General features: G+C 47.0%; 11 protein-coding genes. All 11 read right to left on the reverse strand.

Annotation, left to right across the window (positions count from 1 at the left end; genetic code table 11):
• Nucleotides 1-30 precede the first annotated feature (30 nt).
• The 11 genes from EYB58_RS14375 to EYB58_RS24020 all read right to left on the reverse strand — a co-directional run bounded on the left by EYB58_RS14375 (nucleotide 31) and on the right by EYB58_RS24020 (nucleotide 13,075).
• Complete coding sequence (locus EYB58_RS14375; protein ID WP_111953267.1) at nucleotides 31-2,871, reverse strand: MASE3 domain-containing protein; 2,841 nt, start codon at nucleotides 2,869-2,871, stop codon at nucleotides 31-33.
• A 126-nt stretch (nucleotides 2,872-2,997) separates the two neighbouring features.
• Nucleotides 2,998-3,798: an ATP-binding protein gene (locus EYB58_RS14380; RefSeq protein ID WP_111953265.1), complete on the reverse strand. Its 801-nt coding sequence runs from the start codon at nucleotides 3,796-3,798 to the stop codon at nucleotides 2,998-3,000.
• A 298-nt stretch (nucleotides 3,799-4,096) separates the two neighbouring features.
• A complete protein-coding gene (locus EYB58_RS14385; protein ID WP_111953263.1) occupies nucleotides 4,097-4,747 on the reverse strand; it encodes a response regulator in 651 nt (216 codons plus the stop codon).
• A gap of 121 nt (nucleotides 4,748-4,868) precedes the next feature.
• The gene (locus tag EYB58_RS14390; protein WP_111953261.1) at nucleotides 4,869-5,804 is read right to left on the reverse strand and encodes an Lcl C-terminal domain-containing protein; all 936 of its coding nucleotides are present in this window, start codon (nucleotides 5,802-5,804) and stop codon (nucleotides 4,869-4,871) included.
• A 142-nt stretch (nucleotides 5,805-5,946) separates the two neighbouring features.
• The gene (locus tag EYB58_RS14400; RefSeq protein WP_111953259.1) at nucleotides 5,947-6,801 is read right to left on the reverse strand and encodes a thiamine pyrophosphate-dependent enzyme; all 855 of its coding nucleotides are present in this window, start codon (nucleotides 6,799-6,801) and stop codon (nucleotides 5,947-5,949) included.
• A 1-nt stretch (nucleotide 6,802) separates the two neighbouring features.
• Entirely contained in the window at nucleotides 6,803-8,503 is a 1,701-nt protein-coding gene (locus tag EYB58_RS14405) for a 2-oxoacid:acceptor oxidoreductase subunit alpha (RefSeq protein WP_111953257.1), read from the reverse strand.
• 69 nt (nucleotides 8,504-8,572) lie between these two features.
• Nucleotides 8,573-8,944: a hypothetical protein gene (locus tag EYB58_RS24010; protein ID WP_242637369.1), complete on the reverse strand. Its 372-nt coding sequence runs from the start codon at nucleotides 8,942-8,944 to the stop codon at nucleotides 8,573-8,575.
• Nucleotides 8,945-9,044: 100 nt separating this feature from the next.
• On the reverse strand, nucleotides 9,045-9,242 hold the full coding sequence (locus EYB58_RS24015; protein ID WP_242637663.1) for an aconitase family protein: 198 nt from the start codon (nucleotides 9,240-9,242) through the stop codon (nucleotides 9,045-9,047).
• Nucleotides 9,243-9,289: 47 nt separating this feature from the next.
• On the reverse strand, nucleotides 9,290-9,661 hold the full coding sequence (locus EYB58_RS14415) for a response regulator (RefSeq protein WP_111953255.1): 372 nt from the start codon (nucleotides 9,659-9,661) through the stop codon (nucleotides 9,290-9,292).
• 277 nt (nucleotides 9,662-9,938) lie between these two features.
• Nucleotides 9,939-10,652, reverse strand: a complete 714-nt coding sequence (locus EYB58_RS14420) for a transglutaminase-like domain-containing protein (protein ID WP_242637370.1) — start codon at nucleotides 10,650-10,652, stop codon at nucleotides 9,939-9,941.
• 221 nt (nucleotides 10,653-10,873) lie between these two features.
• Nucleotides 10,874-13,075, reverse strand: coding sequence for a methyl-accepting chemotaxis protein (locus EYB58_RS24020; protein WP_111953251.1), 2,202 nt, complete (start codon nucleotides 13,073-13,075; stop codon nucleotides 10,874-10,876).
• Nucleotides 13,076-13,628 lie beyond the last annotated feature (553 nt).

Below are 13,628 nucleotides of genomic sequence, written 5' to 3' on the forward strand. Positions count from 1 at the left end.
GGATGCAGACGTTATGTCTGCACCCGGTTTTTAAATAGTGACTATGGCGTTTTGAATGGCCGCTACCATTTCAGAAGCGGTGCACCCCTTACTGATAAAATTTACGGCACCGGCAGCAATGATGTCCCGGGCATACTCTTTTTTCTCATACATGGACAGGGCCAGAATTTTTATTTCAGGATGTCTTTTATAAATACGGCGGGTCGCTTCAATGCCGTTTATGCCAGGCATATTGATATCCATCAGGATCACATCCGGCTTTAATTTTTCGGCCAGCTCCACAATCTCCATGCCGTCGTGGGCCTGGCCGACTACCTGGATGCCGGCAGTTTCTTTAAGCGCCTGGAATATGCCTTTGCGAAAAATCGCATGATCGTCTGCCAGCAATACCCGGATATTATTTTTTTTGGACGACCGCTTCCCGACAGCATCATTATCTGAAGCGGCAGATTCGCCGGCTGGCTCATCGTCATATGGAATGGGTTGTGTTGCATCCTGTTCGTACGGCAACACAATATCAAACCGGCTGCCGTCACCCGGGCTGCTGGTAATCTTAAAGGTTCCCCCGATTAATTCAATTCGCTCTTGGATGCTGAACAGGCCAAGTCCCTGCTTCATATTATCGGAAACTGTGATCGCTGATGGATCAAATCCCTTGCCCTCGTCTCGGACACTGAGACAAAGACGATCCTCACCCTTTATTTTCAGGGTTACTTTGGCTGCTGGCGTTCCAGCATACTTGACTGCATTGAACAGCAGTTCGCGTACGGATTCAAACACCAGCAACACAATATCTTCGGAAAGCGATAAACCGGATATTTGTGATGCGAAATCCATGTGAAATTGATAACGTTCCTGCATTCGTCCGGCAAGCCACCTTAAACCGGAGACCAGCCCACCTCTATAAAGTGCAGGCGGGCTTAAGTCAGCGCTTAATGAGCGAGCCATCTGGATGCAGGTGCCGATGGTTTCTTCAATTTTTTTAGCCGATTCACTCAACAGCGGGTCCTGGATCTGCCGTTCCAGTCCGCTTAAATGTAGCTTGGCTGCTGCCATATACTGCTGGATACCGTCATGCAGCACCTTTGCCACCCGCCTGCGTTCCGCCTGCTCTGCCATGGTAAGCTTTCCGGCAAGCGCTCTGAGCTGGTCCGCCCGGGCCAGCACCTCCTGGTGGGCATTGTGGTAACGGGTTTCTGCCGCCACACGCCGTTCGATCTCCTTTTTAAGGCGTTTGATGGTCTGGTACAAGGACTGGGTCCGCGTTTCAATTTTTTCTTCGAGATGTTCATTGGCCCCTTCAAGCTTTTTCTGATATTCCTGCTGGGCGCTGATATCGCGAAAAACGAGCACAATCCCGGCCGCCTCTTTTTTTTCATTTTCAAGTTGGCTGACGGTCTCCTCAACCGGAATTCGGGTCTTGTCCCGACGAATCAGCATCCCTTTACAAGCAAAGGGAGTCGACAGATCTTCGGGAAGATAGAGGGGCTGTCTTTGTATACAGGAACAATCCCGGGGTTCCAGATCTATGGAAAATACTTTTTCAATTGTTTTCCCTAATGCATCTGCCTGGGGCCAGCCGGTGAGTTCTTCTGCAATAGGATTCATAAATGAAACCCGCCTGTTTTTATCGGTTGAGATGACACCATCTCCAATACTGTTTAATGTGGTTTTAAGCCACTCTCTTTGAACAAAGAGGGCATCAATAGCCTGTTTTTTTTCCGTGATGTCTTCAAAAATGCTGACAAACTCGCCGTGTTTGATACAATAGGCGTTAACGGAAAACCATTTTCCAAGCTGGGCAGAGCATCCATTAATACGAACAGGGGAACCTTCCATGGCCACTTTACCAAAACGCGCAATCCAGTCGACAGGGTCTTTTTTTATATTCGGTATTAACTGTGTGACCCTTTTGCCGGCCACATTTCTAAAACCTGTCAGTTTTTCAAACGCAGGGTTGGTTTCCAGAAATTCATAATCCACGGGTGTTCCGTTTTTATCTAAAATTACCCGATGCCTGGCAAACCCGTCGATCATATTTGAAAATAAGGCCTGATAATTTTCCCGGCTGTTGGCAAGATCTTTAAACAATGTACTGTAAGGCCTTGAAAGACCGGTTTCAATAAGGGCCTTGTAAAGGCAGTAATAGGAGACGATCTTGAAAAAGTGGCCCAGCATATTGGTCGGCCCATACACCCCGATATAGGTTGTAAACAGCAGTTCCGAAACAATGGTCACAATGATGGATGCCTGCAGCCAGTTGAAAAGTGTGCTGTCGAACCGGTTCCGGCTGCGATAAAGCGCGAACAGCGCCAGGCATAGAATCAGGCAGATGATGTATTCGCTGGTTTTTTTGAATGTGGTTAGACCGCCGGCATGTTCAAGATAGCAGTCGGGAAATATCGGCCAGACAAAAATGGAAAGCAGAATCAACACCGTGACTGCAGAAAAACCAAAGAGATAGATTGGGGCCTTGATCCGGCTTTTAAATAAAAAAAATGCCCCTAACAATGAAATGCTTTCAAGGTAGCGGGCTGATATCCACAACTGGGTCGGCACATTGGATTCAAGGCCCGGCAGAATATTGACCCCTTTATAGGTCATGGTATGTGTCAGATCCAGGATACCCACAAAAAGATAAGCGATCCCCACAAAAGAGAAAAACGATTTTTCTTTGAAAAACCACCGGGCATTCCAGGTAACCATGAAAATGCTGCAGGCGGTCACCACCGCAAACATCTCGGCAAGGGTATGAAAGAGCAGAAAATTGTAAAATGTGCTGATGTAAAAGGCTATCAGCATCACAATAAAGGGTGCGAACTGAACAGCAAGCCGTTTCCCGCTGTTTTTAGTGATGTCGGTTATTGCCATTTTTTCCCTTTTGCCATTCTTGGGGGGTGAAAAATTATGAATCCCGGTTTAGCCGGGCCGTTGATGTCATCGTTTTCCGGTATATTAGCTATATCGCCATTGATTATCCACCACAAGCAGGTTTTTTTAGGGTTGAAAGAAGGAAGATGTCCCCACAGTATCTGTGTCGTTTATTTCCTCAGCCTGATGTTCCAGAGGCAAAAAAATTGAGAAAGCCGAACCGCGTCCAGGGGTGCTCCATATGTCAATTATGCCGTCGTGGCGTTCCACAATATTCCTGGCTAATGTTAATCCCAGGCCATTTCTTTCTAGGTGCCGATCATTTCCATATGAATAGAACGGCGTAAAAACATTGGTCAACACATCTTGTTCCATCCCTACACCGTTATCCGTTACTGTCAAACGTGCATATTTCCCCCTGGGAAGACCATAAGCGTCACAGGAACCGTTCATCATTTGTATAATATCGGTCGCTATAATGATCGTGCCCTTTCCTCTATGCAGTGCCTGGTACGCATTATCTAAAATCGCGACCGCTGCCTGTCCGATTTTATCCTCGTCCATCGCCACCGGAATCGGCCGGTCAAACAGATTGATGTCCACAATAACATCTCTCATTTGATTGACAGTCTGCTCAATTACGGTTTTTGCCAGACAGTTGAGGTCCACAGGCTGTTTACGGCAGTGTCTGATTTTTGCAAACTGCGTTAGATAATCTACGACCTGGGTGCTTTGATCAACTAACTGAACAATCTGAATCATATGGGTCTGAGTCGCATCCGGTTCTTCGGCCTGGCACAGGGCCATGATTGCCTTACCATGGATCGCATCCAATAGATTTCGAACGTTATGGGCCACACCCCCGGCCACCATTTGGACCGGGTCTTGGGCTATACCGACTTGTTTTTTTTCCAGATACTCTTCCATCTGCTCCCCCCCTCTATCAATAGTTTAATAGTATAGGAAATTTTATTTCCTAAATGAGCTAACAGCCCGCCCGAAGGGCGTCAATTTAAGAAATTTATCGATGCACTTTAGTATAACCAACCATGGTTGCACATGAGGGGATTTACCCATTTTCACCCTGCAGGTCCGGTATCCGGGCAGGATGATATGGAAAAACGGCAAAAGATAATTTTCAACAGCTGCAGGATGCCGCTGCTAAGAGTTCGCTTGGTAATTAGGGGAGATCTCAGATTGGTCCGGCCTTTGAGGCGACACAGTTTTATACTACCAGCCCCTTTTCAATGGCAAATGCAGTTAATTCAGAGACATTGTGCAGATTCAGTTTATTCATAATGTTAGAGCGATGGCGCTCCACAGTTTTGGGACTAATACATAATAACCCGGCTACCTCTTTGCTGGTATATCCTTCAGCTACCAACTTGAGGACTTCCCGTTCCCGCTGGGTCAGGCTGTCCCAGGCAGTTGTTTTCTTCAGTTTTCGACGGCCGTCTATGAATCCTTCCATGACGGTGCCGGTAATCCCCGGGCTGATATAGGTCTTTCCGGAGAGGACCACATGGATTGCTTTTAACAATTCATCCTGGGACGAGTCTTTTAAACAGTATCCCGAGGCACCGGCATCAAAGCAGTCCAGGATGAATTCATCCGAATCGTGAATGGTCAACGCCATAATTTTGGAATCCGGCCTATGGCGCTTGATTTCTTTGATGGCAGAGACCCCGTCCATCCTGGGCATAGACAGATCCATCATTATCAGATCCGGCGGCTCTTGAAGCGAAAGGGTTCTTTCAATGGCAGAAAACCCGTCTGCGGCCTGGGCCACTACTTCAAGATTTTTATCCGAATTGATCATCAGGCACAACCCTTCACGCAGCAGGGTATTATCTTCAGCGACTACAATCTTTTTCATTTTATATACCTGTAATATACTGAATTTTATGGGTTATGGTGCGTTTTAGGGAAATCTACCTACCAGCCACTGATATACCATGCCTTTTTGAATATACCAAATAAAATATGATTTTTATCCGCTATCCGCGCACCGGCCAGACAAAAAAAATGGCATCCGCTTTATGGCCCACCCCAATATAACCGTCCCGGGTATACAACGCCCAGGCATAGGCGGGTTCATACACACTGGTGGTGGAGGACCAGTAAAAATCTTGAACCCGGTCAAAACAGTCTGTACCACAAATGGCCGGGGAATGCCGGGACAGCGCCACCAGACTTTCAAGTTCCCGGATATTGGGCAGGCGCCAATCACGGAATCCGTCCGCCTGTTCCCGGTTCAGCTGATGGATTTTCTCCAGGGCCTGGGACCATGTCACGGCACGGCCTGTTACGTCGGCATTGCGCATCCACTGGAGTTCTGTTTCCCTGTCAAAAACAATGCTGTTTTTTGTCTGAAACCTTTGGTCAGGATCAATGCTTGTCTCTATAGTTTTTTCTTGATTTGTCTTCTCATCAGGATCATGAACCGGCCAGACCATTGCCGACTGGTGTTTCATTCCTCTGACAACCCGCCCGCCGCCGGCATGGATATACCAGGCCTGATCCGGCAGACGGGCACAGGTATTACCGGTCCAGTAATACCCGTTAAAAATATTTTCAAACAGATCCGCGTGGACAATGGCCGGATTAATGCGGGTATGGCTGACCAGCAGGAACAGCTCCCTGCGCCGGGGCAGCCGCCAGCCGTCACGACCTACAAATTTTTTTCGGTTCAGGTCTGCGACAAAATCCAGGGCTTCCTGCCATGATAACGGGAAATCACTCAATCCTGCGTTTTTCAGCCAAACAAGACCGACAGCACAGTCAGTTACGGTGTCCTGACCAATATTAAACCGGGGTTCAGGCCAGGGCGCTCCGCTTCTACTCTCGCCGTCCTGTCCTGAATCGTTACAGTCGGTGTCATCACCAGTGCTGTTCCAGCATCTGTTTTGACCGGTCTGGAATGGTCCTTTCATATTTATCTTTGTCCCAGTTGTTATTCATGTTTTCCAGAGACTGCAAGCCCACTGGTGCCAAGGCCCGTAGCCGATGCGGTGCGGGTAATTCCGGCCAGGTAAGCATCCCCCAGCTTGGCTCTTCGTCAAGCTCCTTGGTTCGTTAAATATATTCTTGAACCACTTTTTCCAGCCTGTCCGGATCGTAATGCCTGTCAATGAGCGGGCCTTTTTCAAGCCCCTTAATCTGGGAGATAAACTCTTTTTTTTCTTTGGTATACAAAATGCCCACAGGTATCCGGTCCCCTGTTTCACGGGCCAGTGTCATGGCCGTGCCGAAATCATCCCGGTCCTTTGTCTCGTCCAGCTCATAGATCCGATCCTTGTACCATTGGGCGGTGTTAACCCGGTTAAACGTGACACAGGGTTGAAAAATGTCGATCACACTGAAGCCCTTGTATTGAACAGCTGCCTGAATAAGGCCGCTTAAATGTTCTTTATTTCCTGAAAATCCCCGGGCCACAAATCCGGCACCCATGGTCAGGGCCAGGGCCGGACCGTTTAAGGGTTCTGAAATTACGCCGCCAGGCTGCATGGCTGTGGTCATGCCCCATGCCGATGTCGGAGAGGCCTGGCCCTTGGTCAGCCCGTAAATCTGGTTATTGTGCACCAGAAGCGTCATATCCGTGTTCCGGCGCGCTGCATGGATAAAATGATTGCCCCCTTCACCATAACAATCCCCGTCCCCGGAATTGACCAGAATGTTTAAATCATGGTTGGCTAGTTTGGCTCCCAGCGCAATGGAGAGTGCCCGGCCATGGATGCCGTGCAGAAAATTGCATTTTAAAAAATGAGGTGTTTTGGCAGCCTGCCCAATGCCGGAGACAATCAACAGTTTTTCCGGCGGAATATTGAGTTGCGCCAAGGCATCCTTCATCGCCCCAAGGATGCCGAAATTGCCACACCCCGGACACCACTGGTTTTCGTAAGCGGATTCATAACGGTCTTTATCTGACATATCAAGCAAGCTCCTTTTCTTTGAGTGCGTCTACTATAAATTGAGCTGTAAACGGTCTGCCGTCGTACTTGAGTACATATCCTGAAAAATTGATATTTGTATTTTCTTTTAAGATTCCCGCAAACTGGGCTTCGGCATTCATCTCGACTGCGATGAATTGTGTGTCGGGATTATTTTTCAGCATCTTTTCGGCAGCGGTTGCCGGAAACGGCCATATTTGTGAAAACAGCAGACAGCCGATATCCGCACCCTGGTCCCGCAGAAGGTCTGTGGCCTCTTTGATGGCCCCGGCACTGGAGCCCCATCCAATTAAAAGGGTATGGGCATCCGGGGAAACGGTCTCAGGGCCGTCCAGTTCTTCGATCATTGCCGGCAGTTTGGCACGGCGTTTTTCCATCATGGTGTTGCGTATGGCAATATCTTCTGTGATGTGTCCATCCGGCCTGTGCTCATCGCTGGATACCTTGACAAGCGCCTTACCTTTGCACGGCAGCGCCCGGGGAGATATACCGGAATCGGTTACGGCAAACCGCTCATAACCACCGGGATCGGGCATGTCATCATCCGTCACGATAAACCGCTCCACATGCTTATCAATGAAAAAGGGTTTTTCCAGCAGGAACAGAGAATCCAGCAGATACTGATCCGCCAGAATAATGGCAGGCACTTGGTATTTTTCAGACAGATAAAAAGCCTTGCGGGTCTGTTCAAATGCCTGGGTTGGCGTGCCCGGAGCAAATACAAACCTTGGAAAATCGTCATGGGATGCGTGGATGGCAAACCGAAGATCTCCTTGTGCGGTTCGTGTGGGAAGGCCGGTGGATGGTCCGGGGCGCATGGCATTGACAATTACCATGGGGGTCTCGGTCATGCCGGCAAGCCCTAATGCCTCGGTCATTAGGCAGAACCCACCCCCGGACGTTGCTGTCATGGCACGGGCCCCGGCAAAAGAAGCACCGATTACAATGTTGGCGGCAGCAATTTCATCCTCAGCCTGTTCCACCACGATATCCAAGCGTTTACTCAAATCGGTCAGATGCTGCATAATGCTTGTGGCCGGGCTCATGGGATAAAATGCTCCAATCCGGCAGTCGGCCGCCGCAGCACCCAGCGCAATGGCTTTGGCACCGGAGATCAGATTGCCCTTGGGCACGGATGGATGCGCCAGAGGTTGTTCTTCAAACAAGACATCCGCCACTTTTTCAAATCCTTTTTGGGCGGCATCCAGATTTTTTTCCAGCAGATCCTCTTTAAGGCCGCTGAAGTGATCTTTGATTGTTGACTGGACCGTTGCCGGCCCGGCACCCAGTACCCGGAGCCCTGCGGCAGCTGCCACGGTGTTGATAAAAAGATTTGAGCCGGTCTCTTTGGCAAGTTGTTCAAAGGCCAACGGTACAATCCTGCCCGAGCTTGAGAAATCCTCATCTGCCAGTACAACACTATTATCCCGAAGCGATGGGCTGTGGATTTCCCAAGTGTTTTTGTCCAGGGCAATCAGCAGGTCTACGGATTCCCGGGAAGCATACACCGGGGCATTGCTGATCCGGATTTTAAAAAAACTGTGTCCCCCGCGTACCCGGGACTCAAAATCATTGACAGCCATGGCAAAATACCCGGCCTTACAGCAGGCCGCAGACAAAAGGGTGCCGATGGTCTGGATGCCCTGTCCGGCTGCCCCACCGATCAATATGGTAATGTCCATTGATGATTTCTCCTTGTTAGGTGTTTTTTATTAGTTTTCTAAGTACATAGGGTAAGATGCTGCTATGTATCATGTGTTTGACATCGTTCTCCATATATACGCGGCAAATAACCTGGAAGGTGACATCGCTGCCGTTCGATTTTTAATGCGGATGCTTCCAAAGGTCCCGCGCATCATCACTTCATGATTTCTCCGTCTGGCACCGTAGGAGTTAAAGGCATACACGTCAATGCCTTTTTCCTTAAGGTCAATACCGGCAGGATAGTCTTCCGGAATGGCGCCGGCTGGTGAGATGTGATCAGTGGTCACCGAATCGCCCAGGGTCAGAAGCACCCGGGCATTTCCAAACCCTTCGGGTGCTTTGGGGATCAGTGAAAAATTCCTGAAATAAGGGGGATTGCGGATATAGGTTGAGTCCGGATCCCAGTCAAAGGTGATCAATTGGATGATGTCAAGATTTTTCAGGAATCATTCCCTTGAGAAATACGTTCGTACTGGTTTTTAACGTCCTTTTCTTTGATATATCGGCCGACTCTATCATCTATCTCTTGATCCTGGGGGCAGATATCTTTGAGATAGACCGGCTCCCATTGGGGTCCAGTGCTAAAAGTTCGTTGTCCAGATTCACATCCACCCGCCCGCAGAGGGCAAAGGCCACTACCAGCATGGGATATGCCAGAAAATTGACCTTGACCGACTGGTGAATTCTGACTTCAAAGTTGCGGTTCCCGGACAGCACTGCGGCCAAAACATCTGTGATCTTGGCTCAGTCGCCGTCACATTTTCTTAACATCTTCGTATGGCAGAAATCAGCTGGTCAGGCGCAACGCTTTTGGTCAAATATGTCCTTGCACCAACCTTTTGCATGGCTTCTGCAAGTTCCGGGTCCGTGTGCATGGAAAAGCCGATCACGCAGATATCCGGCTGATCTGCCAGAATCAGTTTCGTCACCTGGGTGCCGTTCATCTCACCTAAATCCATATCCATGATGATGACATCCGGGGTAAGGACTTGTGCCAGTTTTATGGCCTGTTTCCCATCCTCGGCTTCTCCTATGATCGAAAAACCAGGTTCCAGCTGCAAAATAACCTTGAGTCCCTCTCGCAGGGCCTTATGATCATCAACGATTAAAATTTTGATATCTTTTTTTTTTGTCACGGACGCCTCTTTTTTCGCTTTAGAACATACGGCTCGAACCTCATGGGCGCAGTTTCATAATCCTGGCCCCGTCAATAGAAAATGGCTTGTGTGCAACATAACGTTCCCTTTTTTGTTTTTTTCCATTGCATTCATAGTGTAATTGGAATTTAACACTGGAACGTGTTATCGAACAATGAGGGGAACCCCGCATTTCGGCGGAGGGATGTATGCAGTTTTTAAAAAATTGAGGAATTTTAAATTTGATTTGTCAGGTGGACACTTTCATTAAATTTTTTCATTGGGCTTTACTGTGATATCCCGGGCCGGTCATTTTCTTAACCTGGACGTTCATATTTAACAAGTCCACTGGATTGCCAAATTGCGTATAGATGGCCACATCGGCTGCATCTCGACCAAAAGCAATGGCGATACGACCGCCTTTCAGATCGGGTTGCGTCGGATCGAATGTGTACCACCGATTTCCAACATAGGCCTCAAACCAGGCGTGCAGATCCATGGGCTCAAGTCCTTCAAGGTAACCCACGACCATGCGGGCCGGTATGGACAGCGCCCGGCAGCATGCGATACCCAAATGGGCCATATCCCGGCAGACGCCTTGGCCAAGCTGATTCACCTCAGAGGCGCTTATAATCTGTTGTCCAATTCCGGGTGTATACCGTATCGACTTTCGGACATAATTAACAATGGCATTGCATTGATCGTATCCTGGGGACTGGTTCGCCGTGACCGATGCCGCCATTTCAGTGAAACGGTCCGATTCACAATAACGGCTTGGATACAAGAACGGCAGAACATCGGGAGGGAGCAGTTGCACTTCGATAAACGGCGATCCTGGGGCCGTGTCGGATTCATCCGTGGTTTCGATATCAACAGATGTACTAACCGTAAAATTCCCGGCTGGTGCGACTATCCTTTGACATAAATTGCCGAACATATCTGTAAACTCCAGGGCCGGTACACTGGGTGACAAAAGATACTCTTCTCGCATGATCCACTGCTGCGATCCGCTGCGGGGGCGCAGCATTAGCAAAAATGGGGTTGGAACTGAAATTTGAAATTCAATTAGACAGGATGCGTTTAACCACATAATACTCCTTATAATAGCCATGGGCTGACCTGGTTTTTCACCGAGGTTCAGCCCACAACGAAAGTTGAAAGATCTTTGTAGGTTACACAGATTTTTTTATATACGAAATCATTTTTTTATGTTTATATTTTAAACTTTCTAACCATTTCATTTAGCTGTCCAGCAAGTTTCGATAGCTCCTCAGCACTGGTTTCTATCTGATGGCTTCCGGCATTCATTTCATTGGCCGCCTGACTTACCTCGGTAATATCTTTTGTTACTTCTCCTGCTGCAGCAGAAGTTTGGCTTACGCTGTCACTTACTTCCTGTATCCCTTGGGCAGCCTGGGCTACATTATTTGCTATCTCCTGGGTTGTTGTAGATTGTTCTTCAATCGCCGTGGCAACAGTTATTACAATTTCATTGATTTCATTGATGATGTTTACAATGGAATCAATTGCAGTAACAGATTCGTTTGTTGTTTTTTGAACAGCGGTTATTTTATTACCTATTTCACTTGTAGCCTCTGCTGTCTGCTGGGCAAGTGCTTTAATTTCTCCTGCAACAACGGCAAATCCCTTGCCTGCGTCACCTGCTCTTGCAGCCTCAATTGTAGCATTCAGGGCAAGGAGATTGGTCTGCTCTGAAATATCGGCAATGGTTTCGGTTACCTTACTGATCTCAGATGCGCTTTTCCCAAGCTCACCCACTTTTTGGGAAACCTTTTTTGCCGCTTCAACGGCTGCGTTTGTTGTTTCACTGCCCTTGGCTGTGTTATTTGCAATTTCATTTATGGTGGAAGACATTTCCTCGGCAGCAGAAACAATCATCTGGATATTGGCCGTGGTCTCCCCAGTCCTATCAGCCACGCTATTCATATTTGCAGTCATTTCTTCTGCTGATTCAGATACACTCTTTGCTTTTAATGCGGATTGTTCGGAATTTGTGGAAATTTGCTTTGAAATAGATGAAAGTCCTTCGGCTGAAGATGTTAAAGTTTGAGTCGTTTGAAAAATATTTCGGATCATTGCTTGCAAACTGGTTGACATAGTGTTCAAAGAGGTTGACAGACTTCCAATTTCATCACGCCGGCTGACATCAAAAGATTGCGTGAAATTTCCTTCTGCCATTGTCTGTGCAAACGATACACCTTTAATCAGTGGCGCCGTGATGCTTTTGGCAACAAAATACCAGATCAGTGTTACGAGAATCAGGGCAACAAAAATGATTGAAAATTGAAACTTTGCCTTTTGTGCGCTAATCTTCTTTATATTATTATTGGTGGCATCAAATTCATGAATCGGTAATCCCGCGGCAATAATCCAGTCCCAGGGTTTGAAATACATCATTCTTATCACTTTTTCCATTTCGCCGTTGCCGTCTTTGGCATCGAACTTGTATTTCATTGAGCCTACACTGTTTTCAGCCAAGTTGTGTGCGATTTTAATAAGATTCTTGATTGGAAATGAGCCGTCGTCGGATTGAAAGGCCAAGATATTTTCCCCATCCTTTTGACCTTGATGTGAAATCACATAATTCCCTTTGGAGTCCATAACGTAAACATATCCGGTTTTACCGACTTTAGTATCCATCACAGCTTTTCTAAGGCTGGTGAAGCTTTCCTGGGGAACACCCACATAGAGGACGCCCACGACATACTGATTATTATCATATATCGGTTGATAAGCCGTGATGTACCATCTGTCAACGACAAAAGCCCGGCCCCTGAATGTTTTTCCATTGAGCACCTCTTTAATGACCGGATTGGGTTTTCCGTCAGGATTGATTGCGGGGATATAGGTTCCTATAGCTCTTTTTCCATCTTTTTTTACGACGTTTGTGGCAACCCGCAACATGCTTCCCGCTTCGTCCAGACGTTGAAATATCGTGCATGTCCCCCCAACCAACGATTTGACTTTATCAACAATTGACGAGTTTTCCGACATATCGTCTGTTTTTCCGATCCATTCTTCGCCGATAATAATTTTGGAAAGCGAAATTATTTGTTCCTCTTTTGTATATTGATTCACAGCCTGCCATTCAATGGCCTCATTGGACAATTCTACAGCGCCTTGTTGCTCCATGATATCCCGAGCAACGTTTAAAGATCTGTTGACTGCTTGTTGAACCTGTTCCTGACTGGCCTTGCAGGTCAAATAGACTCCTTTAGCCAGATTCTCGAAGTTTTCAATAGTCAACTTTGAGGTTTCGTTCTCTACAATTTTTTCAGTTTGGATATCCTGGAAAAAAGAAATCAGAGAAATTAAAATAAGAGGAATAACGCTAAGTAAAATACCGAAAAACATCAATTTTGTTTTTAGTTTCAACGAGCTTAAAATTATCATAGATTCTTCTCCTTTATTTCATCGGCGGTCCTAAGTCAGCTTTTGTTCGGTTTTTTGGGCTTGTTTAAATTAACTGAAATGTTTCTTTGAAAGGCTTTTCAGTAATCCGACAGATGCCGAAAAATAGAGCAAGGCTAAATGGAATTTTTAGACGCACCTATTTTGAACCAAATTTGATTTGATCGTGATCCCAATTCGCTGGTGTTATTTTATTTTGTTCATTCAAGACCAAGCCTTTGGGTGACCATCGTTCTCACACCCTTGACAGATCCGATCCCCTGCTGTGGCGGTAATTAGCAACGGCGAGGGGTAACGTTCTTTCCGGCTCAATGAATTGATATCAATTTACTCGTTTGCTTTCAGGTTTTCAATACTTTTTGTACCGGTGGGGCATTTCAAATTTTTTCATTGTGGATTAATCAAAAATTTTTTGTCGTATACTTTGCAATTTCAGAATAAACATTCTAAATTGCAAGGTATGATTTTTAGATAGATTACAAATGAAATAAACGGCCATAGGCTGAACTGGTCTATCAACACGCAGGCTCACATC

Origin of the sequence: Desulfobacter hydrogenophilus, assembly GCF_004319545.1 — a bacterium.
Taxonomy (GTDB): domain Bacteria; phylum Desulfobacterota; class Desulfobacteria; order Desulfobacterales; family Desulfobacteraceae; genus Desulfobacter; species Desulfobacter hydrogenophilus.

Excerpts from the sequence above, each read along its gene's own strand:
- EYB58_RS14375 (WP_111953267.1), bottom strand. The coding sequence starts at position 2,871 with ATGGCAATAACCGACATCACTAAAAACAGCGGGAAACGGCTTGCTGTT.
- EYB58_RS14380 (WP_111953265.1), bottom strand. The coding sequence starts at position 3,798 with ATGGAAGAGTATCTGGAAAAAAAACAAGTCGGTATAGCCCAAGACCCG.
- EYB58_RS14385 (WP_111953263.1), bottom strand. The coding sequence starts at position 4,747 with ATGAAAAAGATTGTAGTCGCTGAAGATAATACCCTGCTGCGTGAAGGG.
- EYB58_RS14390 (WP_111953261.1), bottom strand. The coding sequence starts at position 5,804 with ATGAAAGGACCATTCCAGACCGGTCAAAACAGATGCTGGAACAGCACT.
- EYB58_RS14400 (WP_111953259.1), bottom strand. The coding sequence starts at position 6,801 with ATGTCAGATAAAGACCGTTATGAATCCGCTTACGAAAACCAGTGGTGT.
- EYB58_RS14405 (WP_111953257.1), bottom strand. The coding sequence starts at position 8,503 with ATGGACATTACCATATTGATCGGTGGGGCAGCCGGACAGGGCATCCAG.
- EYB58_RS14420 (WP_242637370.1), bottom strand. The coding sequence starts at position 10,652 with ATGCGAGAAGAGTATCTTTTGTCACCCAGTGTACCGGCCCTGGAGTTT.
- EYB58_RS24020 (WP_111953251.1), bottom strand. The coding sequence starts at position 13,075 with ATGATAATTTTAAGCTCGTTGAAACTAAAAACAAAATTGATGTTTTTC.